Origin of the sequence: Streptomyces sp. LBL, from assembly GCF_029893585.1 — a bacterium.
Lineage (GTDB): Bacteria > Actinomycetota > Actinomycetes > Streptomycetales > Streptomycetaceae > Streptomyces.
Genome location: NZ_JARXYX010000064.1, coordinates 1 through 18,582, shown reverse-complemented (window position 1 = coordinate 18,582; position 18,582 = coordinate 1). Strand labels below are relative to the sequence as shown.

The window sequence follows — 18,582 nt, the reverse complement described above, 5'->3', positions numbered from 1 at the left end:
TTCGCCGCTACATCATCTGGCGAAACCACCATGCCGACGACAAGCGCCTACGCACCGTCGTCGACAGGGCGAACGTTGCCTGATGCGGCACTAGCTAGGGCTTGGACCAGGGCCTGGGCCTGGGCCTGGGATCGGGACTGGACTCGGGCTCGGGCTCGGGCCCGGACTGGGGCCCGGACTGGGGCCCGGGCCCGGACTGGGGGCCCGGACTCGGGCTTGGACTGAGGCCGCGGCAGCACCAGCGGTGTTCGCGCGCCCCGGGGTTCTAGGCTGGCGCCATGGCACCGAACATCGCGACCAACACTTCCGTATCGCTGGACGAGTTGCTGGACTTCGTACGGCCCCGGCACCACGCGATCCTGCTGACCCGGCGGACCGACGGCGGCCCTCAGGGATCGCCGCTGACCTGCGGGGTCGACGACTCGGGCCGGATCGTCGTGTCCACCTACCCCGAGCGCGCCAAGACCCGCAACGCCAAGCGGGATCCGCGGGTCAGCCTGATCGTCCTGAGCGACGACTGGAACGGGCCGTGGGTCCAGGTCGACGGCACCGCCGAGGTCATCGACCCGCCGGACTCCGTCGACCCGCTGGTGGAGTACTACCGGAACATCGCCGGTGAGCATCCCGACTGGGACGAGTACCGGGCAGCCATGGTGAAGCAGGGGAAGTCGATCATTCGCATCACGCCGGAGCGGTGGGGGCCGGTGGCCACCGGCGGTTTCCCGGCGAGGCTTGTCGAGGACTGAGCGTGGGGCGAGGTGAGCGTGGGGCGGGGTGCCCCAGATGCTCGGAGTGGGGCCCCAGATGCTCCAGGGGGGTCAGTCGGCCCTCGTGACCATCGTCTCGATTCCCGCCACCAGCAGGTCCAGGGCGAACTCGAAGTCCCGGTCCATCATCTCCTGGACCGTGTCGCCGCCGCGGGCCGCCATCATCTCCATGGATTCCCGGATGACCTCCGTGGCGCCCGGGAACTCCGCGAACTCGTTCAACGCGGTCCGGAAGTACTCGTCCGGGGTCATGCCGGTGTCCGTCACACGGGTGTAGAAGTGGTCTTCGAGCGTGCCGTAGCCGTAGACGAACTGGAAGACGGCCGAAATGGCCCCGGTCAGCCGGTGCACGGGCAGGCCGGTCTTGCGGATGACCTGCTGGATGCACCGGGAGAAGGCCAGGTGGTTGGGGCCGATGTTGAGGAAGCGTCCGGCCAGCGGGGACAGCCAGGGATGGCGGACCAGCACGGCCCGGTAGCCGTGGGCCAGCGTGCGCAGCTGGCCCCGCCAGTCCTCGTCGGCCTCCGGGTCGGGCAGCTCCAGCTCTCCCATGACCGCGTCCAGGGCCAGTTCCAGGAGATCGTCCTTGGTGTCGACGTACCAGTAGACGGACATCGCGGTGACGTTCAGCTCGGCGGCGAGCCGGCGCATGGAGAACCCGGCCAGGCCGTCGGCGTCCAGCAGCCGCGCGGAGACCTCGGTGATCCGGTCGCGGTCGAGTCCGGAGGGCTGCCCGCCGCCCCGTCCGCCGCGACGCGACTTGCCCTCCAGCCAGACACTGGTCCGCACCGCCCGCTGGGCCGCTTTCGCCATGGCGCACCTTCCTCGACTTTCCAACGCCGGCCGGCCCGGCGCCCCCCGAAGGGGCCCGGGTCGCACCGATGTGCGACCCCGCCGCGTGGGCGCGACCAGCCACGACGAACCCGCAGCCGACCACTTACCCCACCACCCGAGCTCCTAGGCGAAGTCTCCCCGCTCAGCCCGTCGCAGCAACACCGCCGCGACCAGTCCCCCCAGCAGCACAGCCACCGCCCCCACCAACTGACTGGTCTCCAGCCCGGAGGCGAACGCATCGGTGATCTGCCGCCGCTCCGCGGGCGACCCCGCGTCGGCCAACGCCGCCGGCAGTGACACCGCCGCCACAGAGACCGCCGCGGCGAACCGCGAGTTCAGCACGGCGCCGAGGACCGCGACCCCGAGCCCCTGCCCGAACTCGGCGAGCGTGCCGTTGACGCCCGCCCCCACGCCCGCCTTCTCCGGCGGAATCGCGCTCATCACGGCGTTGGCCATGGCCGGCATGGCGAAGGCGACACCGACGCCCATGATGATCAGGCCGAGCAGCATTCCGCCGTAACCCTCTCCGCCGAGCAGGGCGATCGACGCGAGGCCCGCGGCGAGGCACGTCATCCCCGCGGCGATCGTCAGCGGTGTGCCCAGCTTCGGCAGCAGCCTCGCGCTCACTCCGGTGAGGTTGAGCGCGACGATGGTGAGCGCGAACGGCGCGGTGTGCAGGCCGGCCTCCAACGGGTCGTATCCGAGCACGAACTGGAGGTGCTGGGTGAGCAGGAAGAGCGAGCCGGCCATCCCGAAAGCGACGAGGATCGCACCCGCGACGGCTCCGGTGAACCTCTGGTTGCGGAAGAAGTGCATGTCCAGCATCGGGTACGGAACACGCAGCTCCCACGCCACGAACCCGGCCAGCACGAGGACGCCGATCGCGGCGGCGGTGAGGGTGGGCGCCGAGGTCCAGCCGTCGTCGGGCCCGGAGATGATCGCGTAGACGATGCTGGTCATGCCGATCGTGGACAGCAGCGCGCCGAGCAGGTCGGGGCGGTCGCCCCGCGGGTTCTTGGACTCGGGGACGAGAGCGAGCACGGCGATCAGGCCGATGGCCGCGACCGGGATGTTGATGAGGAAGATCGCGCCCCACCAGAAGTGGTCGAGCATCACACCGCCGAGCAGCGGGCCGACGGCGAACCCGAGCGAGTTGACCGTGGACCACAGTCCGATCGCCTTCACCCGCTCGGTGTCGTCGAAGATCTGGACCACGACGGCGAGCGTGGTGGTTATCAGGAGCGCGCCGCCGACGCCCATCCCGGCGCGTGCGGCGATCAGTTGACCGCTGGTGCTCGCGAGACCCGCCACGAGCGAGCCGACGCCGAACAGGGCCAGGCCCGCCATCAGCAGCTTCTTACGACCGTAGCGGTCCGCGGAGCTGCCCGCGGTGAGCAGCAGGCCCGACTGCACCAGCGAATACGCGTTGATCATCCACTGGACGTCGGACGTGGACGCGTCCAACTCGCGGGTGAGCGAGGGGATCGCCACGTTCAGGACGGTGTTGTCGAGCAGCACGGTGAGCTGCGCGAGACAGATGACCCCGAGGATCAGCCAACGCTGGGGGTGGCCGCCGATTTGTGGGGAAGTGGAAGCGGGATCGGAAGGGGGAGTGGGATCGGAAGGGGGAGTGGGAGTGGGAGCAGGATCCGGTGCCTGTTCCTGGGGGGACATCGCCATGCTGTACACCGTAGAGCAGTTCCTATACGGCGTACAGCGCTCTTTTTCGCCGTACGGAGAGGGCCGTGACGACAGTGGCCCCGGGCTCGTGCGAACCCCGGGCCACCGCTCATCCTTCTTGTCCCGGCCGGGCGCCTACGCCTTCTGCGTCAGGTCGTAGAACGTGGCCGAACCGACCGTGACCTTCTTGAAGTTGGCCTCGATCCAGGAGGTGATCTGCGACGACGTGCCGCTGCTCCTGCCACCCATGCCGCCGCGGGAGCCGGAGCCGGAGGAGATGAAGTAGTGGATCCTGCCTTCCTCCACGTACTTCTTGAACTGGGCCAGTGTCGGGGACGGATCGGTGCCGTTGAAGCCGCCGATCGCCATCACCGGCTCGCCGGTGGAGAGCTGGTAGCTCGCGGCGTTCTGCGAGCCGATCGCGGCGGCGGCCCAGGTGTACTGATCGGAGTCCGCCTCCACCAGCTTCTTGGCCTCGGAGGTGACGGTGGGCCCGTTGAGCAGACCGCCCATGGCCCCACCGGCGCCGCCCATGCGGCCCCCTTCACCCTGCTGGTTCTGACCCTGGCCCTGGGCGTTGCCGTTCTGGCCAGGCATGCCGCCGCCGGGGAAGCCTCCGGTACCGCCACCCGGGAAGCCGCCACCCGGGAAGCCGTTGCCCGGCTGTCCCTGTCCCTGTCCCTGCCCCTGCCCCTGCCCCTGCCCCTGCCCCTGTCCCTGCGTGTTCCCGTTGCCGTTCTGCTGGTTCTGGCCCGGCATACCGCCGCCGAAGCCGCCGAAGCCGCCGAAGCCGTCACCGCCCCCGGGACGGCCGCCCCGGCCGCCCATCATGCTGGCGCCGGCCGGACCGGCCGTCACGATGGATCCGGTGTGGCCCTCGCGCACGGTGCTGAGGGTGTACGCCGTCGGACCGGCCAGCGAGGCGGCGATGCCCAGGCCCACCGCGGCGAGCGCGAGCTTCCGGCCCAGCCTGGCCACGAAGATCAGGCCGAGCGCGGCGGTCAGACCGCCGACGAGGACCAGCCACTTCAGCCAGGGCAGGTAGTCCGGGGTGCGGTCGAGGAGGACGTATCCCCAGGCGGCGCTCGCCACGGCGGCGGTCGCGAGGGTGAGCGACGCCGAGATGGCGGAGCGCTTCTCCCACAGGATTCCCGCGCCCATGCCGATCACGGCGGCGAGGTAGGGAGCGAGGGCCACCGTGTAGTACTGGTGGAAAATGCCCGCCATGTAGCTGAAGACAACCATGGTGATCAGCAGCGAGCCGCCCCACACCAGGAACGCGCCGCGGGTCGCGGACGTCCGCCCGAGCCTGCGCGTGGCCACCAGCCCCGCGACCAGCAGGATCAGCGCGGCCGGCAGCAGCCAGGAGATCTGGCCGCCGATCTCGGAGTTGAACATCCGGTCCCAGCCGGTCTCGCCCCACTGTCCGGTGCCACCGCCACCAGCAGCACCAGCAGCTCCACCGGCAGCTCCACCAGCACCGCCGCCTCCGACGCTGCCGGTCTCGTCGCCGTTCAGTCGGCCGAAGCCGTTGTAGCCGAAGGTCAGCTCCAGGAACGAGTTGTTCTGTGAACCGCCGATGTAGGGCCGGGAGGAGGCGGGCCACAGCTCCACGATCGCGACCCACCAGCCGCCCGAGACGACCAGCGCGACCGTCGCCAGGGCCAGCTGTCCGAGGCGCTTCTTCAGCTTCACCGGCGCGCAGACGGCGTACACGATCGCCAGCGGCGGCAGGATCAGGAAGGCCTGCAGGGTCTTCGCGAGGAACGCGAAGCCGATCGCGACCCCGGCCCACACCAGCCACCTCGTCCGGCCGTCCTCCACCGCCCGCGCGACGAAATAGCAGGCCAGCGCCATCAGCAGGGCCAGCATGGCGTCCGGGTTGTTGAACCGGAACATCAGCGCCGCGACAGGGGTGAGCGCGAGCACCGCCCCCGCGATCAGACCGGCCGCGGGACTGAACCGGCGGCGCACGGAGGCGTACACGACGGCGACCGCGCCGACGCCCATCAGAACCTCGGGGACCAGGATCGCCCACGAACTCAGGCCGAAGATCCTGACCGACAGCTCCATCGGCCACAGGGAGGCCGGGGGCTTGTCGACGGTGATGGCGTTGCCCGCGTCCAGTGAGCCGAAGAAGAAGGCCTTCCAGCTCTGGCTGCCGGCCTGGACGGCCGCGGAGTAGAAGGAGTTGGCGTAGCCGGAGGCGCTCAGGTTGTACAGGTAGAGCACGGTCGTCGCGAGGAGCAGGCCGAGAAACGCGGGACGCGCCCAGCGGGGGTCCTCGGGCCGACCCCGCCACAGTCTCCGTACGAAGGGCTGCTTGGGCTCGCCGGATTCGGGGACGGTGGTCGGCGGGGCCTTGGGAACCACCGGTTCCTGCACGGCCGTACTCGCCGTATTCGCCGTATTCGCCGTATTCGCCGTATTCGCCGTATTCGTGGTGGCCGTCGGCGGGCCCCAGTCCGAAGGGCCCGGTGAGGGCGTCCGGTTGGTGTGCGTGGTCATCAGGAGTTCCTCGGGTCGGTGTCGGTCGGGCGAACCGGCTGCGATGGCACGGTGGAATCCCCCGGGGTGCGGTCGGCGGCTTCACCGGCGCGGAACGGGGACGTCTGAAGCGGGGGCGTCTCGGACCGGGGCGTCTCGAACCGGGGCGTCTCGAACCGGGTGGTCTGGTAGGAGTTCTGGAGCCCGGTGGCGTACGTCGGTGCCGGCGACCGCTGTGGCAGCGGCAGGTGTGCCTGCAGCGGCGGCTGCAGCGCGGGCGGCTGCTGACCGTACGGCTGCTGCGCGGGCGGCACCGTGGCGTAGGTGGCCGGGGACGGGCTGTGCGAGGCGGCCACGGTCGACGGGCGGTCGTCCTCGTTCCGGTCGGGGAACACCCAGGCCCGGAAGAGCAGGAAGCGCAGCACGGTCGCGGCCAGGTTGGCGGCGATCAGGACGGCCAGCTCGGTGGAGTGGGCCGGGTGGGAGGTCGCCGTGTTCAGAGCGGCGAGGGAGCCGCTGGTCAGCGCGAGGCCGATGCCGAAGACAACCAGACCCTGCGCCTGGTGCCGGACGGCGCCGCCCCGCCCGCGCACCCCGAAGGTCAGCCGCCGGTTGGCGGCCGTGTTGGCGACCGCCGAGACCAGCAGCGCCAGCGCGTTGGCGAGCTGGGAGCCGCCGAACTGCCGGAAGACGCTGTAGAGCAGCAGGTAGAAGAGGGTGGAGAGACCGCCGACGACACAGAACCCGACGAGTTGACGGGCCAGTCCCTTCGGCACGTCCTGGATCTCCCGGTCACGCGGGTCGTCGCCGAACGGGCGGGTGATCCGGTCCAGCGGCAGCGAACCGGCGGCCAGGGCCTTGCCGACCCGCCACACCCCCTTGAGGTCCTCGGCGGCCGTCTTCACGATGTGGACGGTGGAGTCGGGGTCGTCGACCCAGTCCACCGGCACCTCGTGGATACGGAGTCCCGCGCGCTCGGCGATGACCAGCATCTCGGTGTCGAAGAACCAGCCGGTGTCCTCGACCAGGGGCAGCAGCACCCGGGCGACATCGCGGCGGATCGCCTTGAAGCCGCACTGGGCGTCCGAGAAGCGGGCCTGGAGCGAGCCGCGCAGGATCAGGTTGTAGGCCCGGCTGATGAACTCCCGCTTGGGCCCGCGCACCACGCGGGAGCTGTGGGCGAGCCGGGAGCCGATCGCCAGGTCCGAGTGGCCCGAGATCAGCGGCGCCACCAGCGGCAGCAGGGCGTTGAGGTCGGTGGACAGGTCCACGTCCATGTAGGCGAGGACCGGGGCGTCCGAGGCGGACCAGACGGCCCGCAGCGCCCGGCCGCGGCCCTTCTGCTCCAGCCGGCAGGCCCTGACCTCCGGGAGCTCCGCCTCCAGCCGCCGGGACACCTGCGGAGTGGTGTCCGTCGACGCGTTGTCCGCGATCGTGATGCGGAACGCGTACGGGAACGTGCGCTTGAGGTGCTCGTGCAGTCTCAGCACACACGGCTGGAGATCCGTCTCCTCGTTGTAGACGGGGATCACTACGTCCAGGACAGGGGTTCCGGCTGGTGCGGCCGGGAGGTGCTCCCGCGCCGGCAGGGTGCCGGGAGAAGAGTCGGTTCGCATGCGAACGACTGTGGTCAAGCGCCCTGTTGCACCCATATGGCGGCGCTGTGCTGCGCCTGTGAGTGTGGTTGCCCGTTCGTTTCGGGCGCCGGACACGGCGACACCGGGCCCAGCGCGGGCAGGTGCACGGTGAACGCCGTGCGCCCGGGAACGCTGTCGACGGTCACCTCTCCCTCGTGCGCGGTCGCCACGGCCTGCACGATCGCGAGGCCCAGACCGGTCGAGCCGGTGGCCCGGGAGCGCGCGGAGTCGCCGCGCGCGAACCGTTCGAAGACACGCGGGAGCAGATCGGGCGGGATGCCCTGGCCGTCGTCCTCGACGTCCACGCACAGCCACGGTCCGCGCCGCCGCACCCGTGCGGTGACGGTCGTACCGGGCGGTGTGTGGGTACGGGCGTTGGCCAACAGGTTGACGAAGACCTGCTGGAGCCGGGCCGCGTCCGCGGACACCAGTGCGGGTTCGTCGGGCAGGTCGAGCCGCCAGGTGTGCTGCGGTCCGGCCGCGCGCGCGTCGCTGATGCTGTCCACGACCAGCGGTACGAGGTCGGTCTGCTCGAACTGGAGGGGCCGGCCCGCGTCCAGCCGGGCGAGCAGCAGGAGATCCTCGACGAGCAGGGTCATCCGGCCCGCCTCGGACTCGATCCGGCCGAGCGCGTGCCGGGTGTCGGGCCCGACCCGCTCTCTGCCGCGCCGGGTGAGCTCGGCGTACCCGCGGATGGAGGCGAGCGGGGTGCGCAGCTCATGACTGGCGTCCGCGACGAACTGCCGTACCCGGGTCTCGCTCTGCTGGCGGGCGTGCAGGGCGCCGTGGACATGGTCCAGCATCCGGTTGAGCGCGGCGCCGACCTGACCGACCTCGGTGTGCGGGTCGGTCTGGGACGCGGGCACCCGCTCGCTGAGGTTGACCTCGCCGGTGTGCAGGGGGAGTTCGGAGACGCGGGTGGCGGTGGCGGCGACCTTGCGCAGCGGGCGGGTGGCGACACCGACCAGGACGTAGCCGGCGATGACGGCGGCACCGAGACCGGCGGCGGTGACGCTCAGCTCGACGAGGATGAGGGTGTTGATGGTGCTGTCGGTGTTCGCGGTCGATATCGCCACGTAGTAGGTGCCGTTGGGGCCGTCCGCGTACGCGACGCGGTAGTCGCCGAGACCCGGGAGCTCCACGGTGTGGTAGCTGCGGTCGCGGGGCACCTGTGCGAGCGCCTTCTTCGCGGCGTCGCTGAGGGTCACCGGCTCCGTCTGGAGGTCGTCGGACTTCTGGCCGATCTTGGCGTCGGTGATGACGCCCTTCTTGACCTCCGCCGCGACGGTACCGCTCGGCTGCGGGCCCCATTTGACGAATGTGGCGAGGTCGATCGCCTTGCCCGTCTTACCCGCCTTGCCTGTCTTGCCCGTCTTACCCGTACTGCTCGACTTCGGCCCACCGGAGGCCCTGGAGCGGCTGTCGGGGCCGACAGGGACGTCTGGGTCGACGGGGTCGACGGGGTAGACGGGGCCGACGGGGCCGACGGGGCCGACGGGCCGCGGGAAGTCACCCGAGGCGCGCATGGCGACCTCGTGCAGCTGCCCGTCCAACTGGTCGTACAGATGCGACCGCAGCGCCAGCGTCGTCACCGTGCCGATCACCGCGCAGACCACGGCGATCAACACCCACCGACGCGACGACGAGCCGTGTCCGCAGGGTGCGCGACTTGCCGGCTCGCTGCCCTGTACGGGGCTTGCCCGCTCGCTGCTGTGCGTACGGCTGGCCCGCTCGCTGCTGTGTACGCGGCCGTCGCCGCCCGCTCATGACGCGGCGGGCTTGATCAGGTAGCCGGCGCCGCGCCGGGTGTGGATCATCGGCTCACGACCGGCGTCGATCTTGCGGCGCAGGTAGGAGATATAGAGCTCGACCACATTGGCCTGACCGCCGAAGTCGTACGACCACACACGGTCGAGAATCTGCGCCTTGCTGAGCACCCGGCGCGGGTTGCGCATCAGAAAGCGCAGCAGCTCGAACTCGGTAGCGGTGAGGTGGATGTTCGCCCCGGCCCGCGACACCTCGTGACTGTCCTCGTCCAGGGCGAGGTCACCGACGACGAGGACGGATTCCGAGCGCCGGTCGGCCGCACCCGAGCGCCGGATGAGCCCCCGCAGCCGGGCGACGACCTCTTCGAGGCTGAACGGCTTGGTGACGTAGTCGTCACCGCCGGCGGTGAGACCGGCGATCCGGTCCTCGATCGCGTCCTTCGCGGTCAGGAAGAGCACCGGCACGTCGGGCAGCTCGCGCCGCAGCCGCCCCAGAACGGCCAGCCCGTCCATGTCGGGCAGCATCATGTCCAGGACGACGGCGTCGGGTCGGAACTCACGGGCGGTCTGGAGGGCGCCCGCGCCGTCACCGGCACTCCGGATCTGCCAGCCCTCGTAACGGAGGGCCATGGACAGCAGTTCGGTGATCGACAACTCGTCGTCCACCACAAGCACTCGGACGGGGCTCCCGTCCGCCCTCAGCAGTTCGGTGCGCCCCTGGGGCGAGGTCGTGGTCATGGTGAACACCGTGTCGGGACCCCCTGAGAGCACCCTTTCGTCTCTCTGTAATTTTCCTGAGAAACGCACAGGCCACTCTCAGGGAAGGCCTGAGAACCTCCGGGAAGGCTGAGAACCTCCGCGAGGACCTGATTCCGGTCGGCGGCGGGCGCGGCCCCCTCGGTCAGAACAGCCCGGACTGTACAGCTGGCGGCGCTCTGAACTGCCGTACCGGCACGGTGACTTCCTCACCCCCGACGGGAACCAGATCCCACCCGGTCATCAGCCGGGTGTCGAGTACGACCACTGAGCCGGCCCCCGTCTCCAGGTGCAGGTCCGGCCCGGCCGCCGCCACCAACCGGCCGCCCACCGCGCCGCCGGCGACGAGTTCGCTCACCGCGCCGACGGCGGCAGGCAGGTCCCCGAGCCCGAACACCTCGACGTAATCGACGGGTTGGCAGGGCGCGGGCGTGAGCGACTCCGGCCAGCCGCCGAGAGCCACCGCCCGCCGGTGCAGCTCCGTGACCTCGGCGGCCCGTTCCCCCGCCGCCCCCGGCAACCGGGCCCGCACCGCCCGCTTCTCGACGTACGGAATCCGGTCCGGCACCCCGAGCGCGGCGCGCAGCAGTTCCTCAGTGCGCCGGGCCGCCATCAACGGGCCCGTGCCCAGCCAGCTGAAGCAGACGGCTCCCTGCTCCAGCAATCGGGCCGAGCCACGCTCTTCGGCGGTGATCCCGACCTTGACCAGGCCGGGCCCGAACCAGGCCAGGTACACGCGATACGGACGCGGGTCGTCGGCGATCGTGTCGGCCGCGACGGAGTGCGCCCGGTCCAACCGCGCGCACTCCTCGCAACGCGCCCCCGTACTCCGCCCCCGCACAGCCGCCCGCACAGGGCAGGTATGCCCCCGCACTCCCACGCATGTCCGCACGCCCCCTTCCGCGACCCCGAAGGCCACCCGTTTCCCCCAGGTCAGCGCAGTGCGCCGCCCGCCGTCCCACATCAGCACGGGACCGCCCGCCGCCCATCGCAGCCCCGAGCACTTCCATGCCTGTGCCATTGCTTCCGAGAATAGGGGGCAGCACTGACAATGGCGGTTGCGCGGAGGTCAGCTGCCGGAGGGGGCCGTGGCGGGCTCCGCCTCACCTGCCAGTCGAGTCGCGCCCCTCCGCCACTCCGGCCCAGGCGCTGTCGGCGATGGACTCCCTCGTCGCGGCACACCTGCTCGGCCGACAGGAGATGGCCCAGCGACCGGGCCTGAACATCACCGACCTCCTGTGCTTCGCCTACGTCCTGGCGGCCGGGGAGAACCTCCGCACGGCCGGTGACATCGCCGAATGCGCCCACGTCAGCACCGGCCGGCGTGACCGGCATCCTGAACCGCCTCGAACGCGTCGGCGCCGGCTACGGCAGCCGCGTTCCCGACCCGGCGGACCGCCGTCGGGTCCGTGGGGCCGCCGTCCCGGCCGCGGTCACCCGGGTCGTCGCCCTCTACCAGCCCCACTACGCCCGCCTGACCGACCTCTTCGCCGACCTCTTCGCCGACGAACTCGCCGCCATCACCGACTCGTTCACCCCCACCACGGCCATGGCCCACAGCAATGTCGAGGAACTCCGGGACCGTGACACCAAGGGCGGATGACGCGCGGACGCGGTGAGCCACTCGGTGGCCACCCACCCCGGCAGGGTAGGGCTGGCCATACCCCCCGTCCGGTAGCGCACTCCATCGTTTCCGCCGACGGACGACGGCATCGTTGAACCCGGCCGACACCGACCGATCCCCACTGAGGCCCGGCTGCATGCCGACGCCTGCCGCCGAAGGCCGGCTGAATCCCGGCTGAAGGCCGATTGAAGGCCGCCTGAAGTCGGGCCGGTGTCAGCTGAGTCGCAGAGGTTCACCGCCCGCCCCGTCCGGAAGGAACGTCATGCAGTCGTCGCTGCTCGAGTCGAAGCCGCAGGCGCTGCCGCAGGTGCTGCCGCAGCCGCAGCCCTCGCGCGGTGAGCCGCGACCGACCCGCGGCGTCTCCACGACTCCGGGCCCCCTTGCCTCCTTCCTCCGGTTCGTGATCTGCGGCGGCGGTGTCGGCCTCCTCGCCGCCCTCGCCGTACCGCTGCTGGCCCGGACCATGCCCTGGGCGGCCGCCAACGCGGTAGTCACCGTCGCGTCCACCCTCCTGTGCACCGAACTGCACGCGCTCTTCACCTTCGGCACGGGCCGGCGCCCCGGCTGGCGCCGGCACCTGCAGTCCGCGGGCTCGGCCACGGCGGCGTACGTGGTGACCTGTGCCGCGGTGTCCCTGCTGCACACCGTCCAGTCGTCGCCGAGCATGCTGTGGGAGCAGGGCGTGTACCTCTCCGCGTCCGCCCTCGCCGGAATCGGCCGCTTCCTGGTCCTGCGTCTGTTCGTCTTCGCCGGCGCCGACAGCCAAAAACGCAGGGCCACACCGAACTTCCGCCGCTCGAAGGCATGGAACGTTCCGTTTGTGAGGGTCGAGGCATGTACCGGATGACCGCTTCATGACCGACTAGCGCGCCCATGTCACTGTTCATGTGGGAGTGCACCAAGTGCACGAGGGGGGTTCCTTCACATGCGGAACGTGAGAAATGTACGGAAAGACCGACAGGCATGGGGCGTGCGGAACAAGCGAAGAGCGCTGACGCGACTGACCATCGCGCTGCTCGCCGCCACCGGCTTCGCCCTGTCCGGCCCGGGAACCGCCCGGGCCACCACCACGGTCGACCTCCCGGCGCCCACCGTCGACGGCGTCTCTGCGACGGTGAAGTTCTACAACACGGTCGTCCCGAAGCCGTACAACCCGGACCCCACTGCCGCCTTCGGTGACCGCAAGTGCGTCAACGACCCGGGACTAAAGTCCCGGGCTTGCACAGCGGGCGCCACTGGTTGTGGTGCTGCGCTTGCGTCCGGTCCCGCCCTCGGGTTTCGGGGGTGGGTCTGGGGCGGTTGACTGCGCCCCGCGTCGCCACAACTCTTCCGCGCGAGCACGGATGTTGCGGGAGCCGTTCCGGTCCGCGTGATCAACGAATCCGCAGGACCGGCACGCGAACCACGCCTGGGAGACCCGGTTCGCCTTGTCGATGTGGCCGCATTCGGCGCAGGTGCGTGATGTGTACGCCGGATCGACGTACACCACCGGCACCCCGGCCCTCTTGGCCTTGTACGCGATGAACTGTCCCAGCTGGGCGAAGGACCAACTGGAGTGGGTAGCCCGTTGGGGCTTGCGAAGCCGTACCCTCTCGCGGATGCCCGTCAGGTCTTCCAGGGCGATGCCGCGCGAGGTGCGTTCTGCCTCGGCCACCACATGTTTCGCGATCTTGTGGTTGATGTCCTTCGCCCGCCGTGCTTCCTTGCGCCCGCGCTTTTTCAAACGGCGCTTGGCGGACGGGGTGTTCTTCTTCTGCAGTTTGGTGCGCAGGGTGCGTTCGCGCAGCCGTCCCCGGTTCAGGGCGCGTCCGGCCATGATCTGGCCGTCACTCGTGGTGGCGATGTTCACGATCCCCAGGTCGATGCCGAGGAACCCGTCCGGGGCTGTGCTCGGTTCGGTTTCGGGGATCTCGCAGGTGGCGTTCAGGAACCACATGCCGTCCCGACAGAGCAGGTCGGACTCGCCCTTGCGGTACAGCGCCAGACGGGCCAGCTGCTTAGGGGAGGCGGCGAACGCCACCCCCTTCATCCGCCCGGACAGGGTCCAGACGGAGACGGTCCGCTCGGTGATCTGCCAGGACAGCATTCGGTCGTCATAGGGCTGCGCGCCCTCGGGCCGGAATGTGATCGGCTTCTCCACCGTCCGCCGGTACCGCTTCGACCACGGCTTGCCCAGGTGCCCGGCCTTCAGGTTCGCCGCCAGCGTGCGGTAGGCGTCACAGGTCTTCTTGATGGTGTGCTGAGCGGCCTGCGCGCCCAGCCCCCACCGCCGCCTGACCTCGGTGTAGGTGTGCTCACGCAACGCGAAGTTCCGCTTCACATCCTTGGCGAAGGCCACCTCGGACACCCAGCACGCCGCCTCGTTACAGGAGCGCAGGGTCGCCTCAAGCGCCGCCGCCTGTACGGGCGTCGGCAACAGCTTGACCTGCACCACCAGCTTCATGACACCCGAACCTACACAGCCGCCCGCACACACAGACGCCTTCCGCACACCCGCCCCACCATCCAGCGACCCACCGACCGTATGTTCGACATTGCCCCGGCTCCGCCGGACAGCCCTGCGGGCGCTCCGCGCCCGAACTCCCGGACACTGCGACGCTCCGCGTCGCCACCACACGATGCGATTCCTCCCAGGCATAAACGCCTGGGGTTCCTCGCAAGAATCTCGCTGAACATCTACCACGACTACAACCCGACGCCGGGCTGCGGCGGGTTTTCGCTGGGCGTCACCCTGCACAACGTTCGCAACCAGCCGGGCTACACAGCCGGCCTGGGGAGCACCGACAACTCGTTCACGGCCTTCGCCGACACCGCCCGCACCTTCGGCTGCCTGCGCCCCGACGGCACCTTCGACCACAGCACCAGCTTTGTGGTCCGCACCGAGCAACAGGAACTGCTGCCGGTGTACTACGAAACCGACGCCAACTGGGTCCTCAGCGAGCTCCGCAAGTACCCCACCTGGGACGTGGGCCCGTACTTCTACATGAACTTCCCGGCCGTCACGGTGAACTGCCCCACGGGCATGACCCCGGCCCAGTACGGCCTCAAGGTCACCGACGTCAACATCACCATCGCCGACGACAACGTCTTCGGCCACACGACGTGGAGCACACCGGGCCCGTTCTACGGCTGACCGACCCGCGTCCCCGTCGCACAGCAGGCAAGGGCCGGCGTGGCAGGCCCCCGCACAGCAGGCAAACCGCAGGCCTGGCAGGCGTGGCCAGTGGCCCCAGGACCAGATCTCCTGGGGCCACCTGCACCTGCACATACACCCGCACCCGCACCCGCACATACCGTCCGCCGACCGGTCACCAGGTACCGCCGGTGACGAGGTCCTCCGCGCGGTCCCCGTCCGGAAGCATCGAACGCAGCCTCAGGCGTCGCGGTCAGGTGAGGTCGGAGAGATCCTCTGGGGTGAGCACGATGGACCCGGCAGCGGTGTTCTCCTCCAGGTGGGCGAGGGAGCCGGTGCCGGGGATGGCCAGAGTGACGGGAGAGGAGGCGAGCAGCCAGGCCAGGGCGATCTGAGGGACCGTGGCGCCGTGTCGTTCCGCAACCTTGGCGATGCGGTCACCGGTGACGTCGCTCAGGCCGCCGCCCAGCGGGAAGAACGGCACATAGGCGATGCCGGCCTCCTGGCAGGCGGCCAGGACGTCCGTGTCATCGCGCTTGGCGGCGTGGAAGTGGTTCTGGACGGCGTCGACAGGGGCGATCGCGCGGGCCTCGGCGAGGTGACCGGCATCGACGTTACTCAGACCGAGGTGGCTGATCAGGCCCTCCTCACGCATCGCGGCCAGTGCCTCGAAGCGTTCGGCGACGGATTCCCCGTTCGGCGGCGGCTCCGCGCCCCCGATACGCAGATAGACCAGATCGAGGCTGTCCACACCGAGGGTTTCCAGGTTCTCCTCGACCAGCGGACGCAGTACCGCGGGATCGGTGCCCGCGGCCAGGCCACCGTCGGGGGTGCGGACCGGGCCGACCTTGGTGGCGATGACCAGGCCGGCCGGGTAGGGGTGAAGGGCCTCGCGGATCAGGGTGTTGGCCCGTACAGTGCCGTCGCCGCTGGCGTAGAAGGCGGCGGTGTCGATGTGGTCGACGCCGAGTTCCACGGCTCGGCGCAGCACGGCACGACCGGTCTCGGGGTCGCGGGCCGGCCCGTGGAAGCTGTTCGTGGGCAGACGCATGGCCCCGAAGCCGATCCGGTTGATCAGAAGGTCGCCACCAAGGCGGAAGTCGTTGCTCATGAACCCAGCCTGGGCGGTGGCGCTTCGGACGGCGAGCCCGTGGCATCTTGCTGCCATCGGGCAGAATGGGGGCGTGGCAGAGATCGTGACGATCCGCGGCGACCTGGAGTTCCTCGCTCGCACCGAGCATCTGTTCTCCTCGGTCCGTGAGGAGTTCGTCTGTGCCGCCCGCGACCTCGACACCTGGCCTCGCCCCGAGGCGCGGCAAGCCGCCCGCGTCCGGGTGAGGAACAGCGGCACACCACAGACCCGCAAGCTGCTCAGCCCGGCTTCGCTGGCCGACGAGAGCAGCCGCGCACACCTGAGCGAGCTCGTCGACGAGGGTGCCCGGGTGCGGATCGCCGCCACCCCTCTCCCGCACGAGACGATCATCATCGACCGCCGGTACGCGATTCTCGCCGGCGTGGACGCCCCCGGCGACCGTGAGTACACGGTGACCACCGCCCCCGCCCTGGTCGGCGGGGTGTACGCACTGTTCGAAGCCGCCTGGGAGACGGCCACCGACCTCAAGGCATTCCTCCGCGGCGAGCAGCCCCAGCTCGACACCGAGAGCCGTACGGTCCTGCACGCGCTGGGCTCGGGCGCCACCGACGAGACAGCCGCCCGAGAACTCGGCATGTCCCTGCGAACCTACCGCCGCCGAGTCGCCGAACTCCTCAACACCCTCGACGCGGGTTCCCGCTTCCAGGCAGGCGTACGCGCGGGCGAGCTCGGCCTCAGCGGCTGAGAAACCCGTCGGGCCACGTCCCTGCGCGCCCTCGGCGAGGTGTCACTCGTGGCCGACTGGCCGACTGGCCGACGCACGCGCCGGCGAGCCGCGTGCAGACGGTGCCCGAGCCCGAGCCCGAGCTCGCGTGACGCAAGACGGCGCGTCGGCGAACCGCCGTCCACAGCCGATGTGTCGCTGTGTCACAGCAGTGCCACGGCGGTGTTCTGAAGGGAAGACGGGTGTGGCCCAAGTGCTCTGGGACGCCTCATAGTCAACACAGAGCGGGAAACCGGCGGAAGCGCCGTGGGTCCCCACCACGTGCCCTCGGAAGGAACCTCCCCTGATGAACCGCCACCTGCGCAAGGCCGTCCTCGCCACCGCCGCGATCACCGCCGGGCTGCTGCTGACGGCGTGCCAGAGCGGCACGGTCGACAGCTCGTCCCGCAAGAGCGGAACGGGCGAGAAGGCGGCCGCGCAGAAGGCGTCGGACTCCAAGGACTCCAAGCACTCCAAGCACTCGAAGGGCGTCAGCGGCTCGTTCGAGAACGGCAAGGTCACCTATCTCGCCCCGGGCAAGTACATCGTGTCCGTGCCGGGCAGGGATGACCAGCAGTTCTGGGTCGCCGACGACACCGAGGTCTACGGCGTCGGCACGATATGCGGCGAGGCGGGGTCCAAGGTGGACGCACCGTGCACGCTGGATCAGCTGGAGGCGGCCACGAAGAAGGAGGCCGTGAACGCCGACGTGAAGATGAAGAACGGTATCGCGACCCTGGTGACCGAGCGGCGCGCCGCTCAGCAGGACGCTGGCTCCGGCACCAGCGGCTCGGGCTCCGGCACCAGCGGCTCCGGCACCGGCACCGGCACCGGCACCCGCGAGACCGTCATCGAGGGCATCAACAAGGGCAAGGGTGTCAGCGGAACCTGGTTCGGCAACGTCTCCTACCTGGCGCCGGGCAAGTACACGGTCTCCGGCACGAAGGGTGTCGAGCAGCAGTTCCTCGTCGCCGAGGACACCAAGATCATGGGCTACGACGACATCTGCGATGCCGTGAACACGGGTGCGGGCGGCGAGGGCGGCACCAAGTGCACCGAGGCCGAACTGGAGACGGCCGCCAAGAAGGGCTTCTCCGCCGAGGTTGTGATCAGCAACGGCATTGCGACCACCATCACCGACGACCACTGAGCCACAGGCCGGCCCACCCGCGCCACGCTGGACGCCGGCGTGGCGCGGGTGGGCGGGGGCGACGAGGAGGCCGGCACAACGGAGCCGACGCCGACGACGAGGTCACCACTGCCCGGGCACCCCAGTTCGAGGTCGGCTGACCTCTGCGCCGACGAGGGCGGGATGATGGCCGCCATGCGCATCCGCATCGACGCCGTCGACCTGCCCGGCCTCACCCGCCCCGCCCCTGCCGACGGAAAGGCCCCCGCGTACGGCAACATCCACGTCGCCGTGCAACGCCGCGACCGCCCGGCCGAACTTCTCGATCCACAGCCCGGCGATGCAGCGTCCGCGACATGGACCCTGGAGTGCACGACGAGCGCCTCGCCGACCGGCACCGAGGTCACAGGCCCCTACGTGCAGGACCGCCTGGGCCGACGGTTCATCTACCTGTCGTGGGGCACCGTCGACGAGGCGGGCACCTTTACGATGTTCCGCCGCGCCAAGCTCATGCTCGACGTCATCCCCGCCGACGTACTCGCCGCCGCCGCACGCGACGGACTGCTGGTCGGACGCCTCGGCCTCACCGACGAGCAGGGCGGGCCCCTGTGCACACGAGTCCAGCCCCCGCACATCACCTGGACCGCCGCCCACGCCGACTGAGCACCGTTACCCGTGAACGTTGATGTCACCCGCTGATGTCAAAGGCCCCGCTCGGCGAACCGGCGGGGCCTTTGACCTGTGTGGGGAGTGTCATGAATTAGGTGGGAACTTCACCGGAAGGGACACCTGATGACGATCCAGAAGACTCACTCTCCCGAGACGGTGGGCGGCGTGTCGCTTGCCGCCGGCGGGGCGGCCGCGGACGGTGCGGACATGAGGAGAACGCAGGAGTCCGTGGACGGGCTGAGCC

Annotated in this window: 15 protein-coding genes and 2 pseudogenes; 8 read left to right on the top strand and 9 right to left on the bottom strand. The window is 70.2% G+C overall.

What is annotated here, in order from left to right; genetic code table 11:
- Both M2271_RS42680 and M2271_RS41760 read left to right on the top strand, forming a co-directional pair.
- Positions 1-83, top strand: a pseudogene (locus tag M2271_RS42680) (transposase); the annotation flags it as partial.
- 195 nt (positions 84-278) lie between these two features.
- Entirely contained in the window at positions 279-746 is a 468-nt protein-coding gene (locus tag M2271_RS41760; protein ID WP_280892703.1) for a PPOX class F420-dependent oxidoreductase, read from the top strand.
- A 72-nt stretch (positions 747-818) separates the two neighbouring features.
- Here M2271_RS41760 and M2271_RS41755 read toward each other — a convergent pair whose 3' ends face one another.
- From M2271_RS41755 to M2271_RS41725, 7 genes are all read right to left on the bottom strand, one after another.
- Positions 819-1,580, bottom strand: a complete 762-nt coding sequence (locus M2271_RS41755) for a TetR/AcrR family transcriptional regulator (RefSeq protein ID WP_280892702.1) — start codon at positions 1,578-1,580, stop codon at positions 819-821.
- Positions 1,581-1,724: 144 nt separating this feature from the next.
- On the bottom strand, positions 1,725-3,281 hold the full coding sequence (locus M2271_RS41750) for an MFS transporter (RefSeq protein ID WP_280892701.1): 1,557 nt from the start codon (positions 3,279-3,281) through the stop codon (positions 1,725-1,727).
- A gap of 135 nt (positions 3,282-3,416) precedes the next feature.
- Entirely contained in the window at positions 3,417-5,789 is a 2,373-nt protein-coding gene (locus M2271_RS41745; protein WP_280892700.1) for a glycosyltransferase family 39 protein, read from the bottom strand.
- A complete protein-coding gene (locus M2271_RS41740) occupies positions 5,789-7,384 on the bottom strand; it encodes a glycosyltransferase (protein ID WP_280892699.1) in 1,596 nt (531 codons plus the stop codon). The genes M2271_RS41745 and M2271_RS41740 overlap by 1 nt, the downstream gene beginning before the upstream one ends.
- 14 nt (positions 7,385-7,398) lie before the next feature.
- Positions 7,399-9,033, bottom strand: a complete 1,635-nt coding sequence (locus tag M2271_RS41735; RefSeq protein WP_280892698.1) for a HAMP domain-containing sensor histidine kinase — start codon at positions 9,031-9,033, stop codon at positions 7,399-7,401.
- A 135-nt stretch (positions 9,034-9,168) separates the two neighbouring features.
- The gene (locus tag M2271_RS41730; protein ID WP_280892697.1) at positions 9,169-9,909 is read right to left on the bottom strand and encodes a response regulator transcription factor; all 741 of its coding nucleotides are present in this window, start codon (positions 9,907-9,909) and stop codon (positions 9,169-9,171) included.
- Positions 9,910-10,072: 163 nt separating this feature from the next.
- Positions 10,073-10,948, bottom strand: a complete 876-nt coding sequence (locus M2271_RS41725; protein ID WP_280892696.1) for a DUF2797 domain-containing protein — start codon at positions 10,946-10,948, stop codon at positions 10,073-10,075.
- A gap of 86 nt (positions 10,949-11,034) precedes the next feature.
- Between M2271_RS41725 and M2271_RS41720 the strand changes: the two are divergent.
- Together M2271_RS41720 and M2271_RS41715 are read left to right on the top strand one after the other, a co-directional pair.
- Positions 11,035-11,530 (top strand): annotated as a pseudogene (locus M2271_RS41720) (MarR family transcriptional regulator).
- A 283-nt stretch (positions 11,531-11,813) separates the two neighbouring features.
- On the top strand, positions 11,814-12,398 hold the full coding sequence (locus M2271_RS41715) for a GtrA family protein (RefSeq protein ID WP_280892695.1): 585 nt from the start codon (positions 11,814-11,816) through the stop codon (positions 12,396-12,398).
- A gap of 357 nt (positions 12,399-12,755) precedes the next feature.
- Here M2271_RS41715 and M2271_RS41710 read toward each other — a convergent pair whose 3' ends face one another.
- The gene (locus tag M2271_RS41710; protein WP_280892694.1) at positions 12,756-13,994 is read right to left on the bottom strand and encodes a transposase; all 1,239 of its coding nucleotides are present in this window, start codon (positions 13,992-13,994) and stop codon (positions 12,756-12,758) included.
- An 81-nt stretch (positions 13,995-14,075) separates the two neighbouring features.
- On the opposite strand from M2271_RS41710, the gene M2271_RS41705 reads away from it, so the two are divergent.
- A complete protein-coding gene (locus M2271_RS41705) occupies positions 14,076-14,684 on the top strand; it encodes a hypothetical protein (RefSeq protein ID WP_280892693.1) in 609 nt (202 codons plus the stop codon).
- A 253-nt stretch (positions 14,685-14,937) separates the two neighbouring features.
- Here the strand turns inward: M2271_RS41705 and M2271_RS41700 are convergent, their stop codons facing one another.
- Positions 14,938-15,795: an aldo/keto reductase gene (locus tag M2271_RS41700; RefSeq protein ID WP_280892692.1), complete on the bottom strand. Its 858-nt coding sequence runs from the start codon at positions 15,793-15,795 to the stop codon at positions 14,938-14,940.
- A 73-nt stretch (positions 15,796-15,868) separates the two neighbouring features.
- Between M2271_RS41700 and M2271_RS41695 the strand changes: the two genes are divergently transcribed.
- The 3 genes from M2271_RS41695 (at position 15,869) to M2271_RS41685 (ending at position 18,332) form a co-directional block, all read left to right on the top strand.
- Positions 15,869-16,522 carry a DNA-binding response regulator gene (locus M2271_RS41695; protein ID WP_280892691.1) on the top strand — a complete coding sequence of 218 codons (654 nt, stop codon included), beginning with the start codon at positions 15,869-15,871 and terminating at the stop codon, positions 16,520-16,522.
- Between the two features lie 325 nt (positions 16,523-16,847).
- Positions 16,848-17,690, top strand: a complete 843-nt coding sequence (locus tag M2271_RS41690) for a hypothetical protein (protein ID WP_280892690.1) — start codon at positions 16,848-16,850, stop codon at positions 17,688-17,690.
- Between the two features lie 174 nt (positions 17,691-17,864).
- Positions 17,865-18,332 carry a DUF5990 family protein gene (locus M2271_RS41685; protein ID WP_280892689.1) on the top strand — a complete coding sequence of 156 codons (468 nt, stop codon included), beginning with the start codon at positions 17,865-17,867 and terminating at the stop codon, positions 18,330-18,332.
- The last annotated feature ends 250 nt before the right edge of the window (positions 18,333-18,582 follow it).

Excerpts from the sequence above, each read along its gene's own strand:
- M2271_RS41760 (WP_280892703.1), top strand. The coding sequence starts at position 279 with ATGGCACCGAACATCGCGACCAACACTTCCGTATCGCTGGACGAGTTG.
- M2271_RS41755 (WP_280892702.1), bottom strand. The coding sequence starts at position 1,580 with ATGGCGAAAGCGGCCCAGCGGGCGGTGCGGACCAGTGTCTGGCTGGAG.
- M2271_RS41750 (WP_280892701.1), bottom strand. The coding sequence starts at position 3,281 with ATGGCGATGTCCCCCCAGGAACAGGCACCGGATCCTGCTCCCACTCCC.
- M2271_RS41745 (WP_280892700.1), bottom strand. The coding sequence starts at position 5,789 with ATGACCACGCACACCAACCGGACGCCCTCACCGGGCCCTTCGGACTGG.
- M2271_RS41740 (WP_280892699.1), bottom strand. The coding sequence starts at position 7,384 with ATGCGAACCGACTCTTCTCCCGGCACCCTGCCGGCGCGGGAGCACCTC.
- M2271_RS41730 (WP_280892697.1), bottom strand. The coding sequence starts at position 9,909 with ATGACCACGACCTCGCCCCAGGGGCGCACCGAACTGCTGAGGGCGGAC.
- M2271_RS41725 (WP_280892696.1), bottom strand. The coding sequence starts at position 10,948 with ATGGCACAGGCATGGAAGTGCTCGGGGCTGCGATGGGCGGCGGGCGGT.
- M2271_RS41715 (WP_280892695.1), top strand. The coding sequence starts at position 11,814 with ATGCAGTCGTCGCTGCTCGAGTCGAAGCCGCAGGCGCTGCCGCAGGTG.
- M2271_RS41710 (WP_280892694.1), bottom strand. The coding sequence starts at position 13,994 with ATGAAGCTGGTGGTGCAGGTCAAGCTGTTGCCGACGCCCGTACAGGCG.
- M2271_RS41705 (WP_280892693.1), top strand. The coding sequence starts at position 14,076 with ATGTTCGACATTGCCCCGGCTCCGCCGGACAGCCCTGCGGGCGCTCCG.
- M2271_RS41700 (WP_280892692.1), bottom strand. The coding sequence starts at position 15,795 with ATGAGCAACGACTTCCGCCTTGGTGGCGACCTTCTGATCAACCGGATC.
- M2271_RS41690 (WP_280892690.1), top strand. The coding sequence starts at position 16,848 with ATGAACCGCCACCTGCGCAAGGCCGTCCTCGCCACCGCCGCGATCACC.
- M2271_RS41685 (WP_280892689.1), top strand. The coding sequence starts at position 17,865 with ATGCGCATCCGCATCGACGCCGTCGACCTGCCCGGCCTCACCCGCCCC.